The sequence below is a fragment of the Vibrio sp. 2033 genome, assembly GCF_033339735.1.
Genome location: NZ_JAWOVC010000322.1, coordinates 1 through 724 on the forward strand (window position 1 = coordinate 1; position 724 = coordinate 724).

1 protein-coding gene is annotated in these 724 nt (G+C 47.4%); it reads right to left on the reverse strand.

Annotated features, from left to right (window positions below):
* Positions 1–724, reverse strand: a 724-nt coding sequence (locus R7P74_RS26360) for a transglycosylase SLT domain-containing protein (protein WP_318123594.1), incomplete at both ends; no start/stop codon positions are given.

The following is a 724-nucleotide window of genomic DNA, read 5'->3' on the forward strand; positions in this document are numbered from 1 at the left end:
TGATAAGTCAGCTTGTTTTTACGTGCCGTGTACTTCGCAGTCGCTGGCATGATTTGCATGATACCGCGAGCCCCTACCGGAGAACGCGCCTCTGAATCCAATGCACTTTCTTGTCTGGCTAACGACATCATCGTAATCGGGTCGATGTCATGCTTCTTCGCATAAAAGTTGAACCACCAGCGGTGCGCAATGGGGAATCGCAGTTCAATGTTGTCCCACATTTGCGCTTGGATACTGGCTGTGACGGTTAGGTGATGCCAATTCTTGGATGAGGCATACGCCGCCAACATCGCCTTTTCATCTTTACCTACTCTACTCAGCAAATGCGCCCACTCACTTTTCGCTGCCGCAATTTTATCTGTCGCAATCAACTCTTCAATACGAGTGAGAGAGTTTTGATACGGGTGAATAACCTTAGTATCGAGCTTAATACGATGAGATGGATATTTGATTGACTGACCAATCGCATTCGCCGCAGCCACGCTGTAGAAATTGCGCTGACCAACTAAGGTCGCCAATCGCTGTTTGCCTGCAATATCAGCACCCAGCGCAATCTCACTTGGACCTAACCAATATTGCCAGCGAAGCGAGGCTTGCTCATCTTTGTTGAGCACGGCAATCCACTGTTGAACACCTTTCCAATCTGCATTTTGAATTGCTAGACGGATACGATTTTCGATCAAAGCGACATTTTTACTGGTTTTCGTCTTATCATCTCGCCATT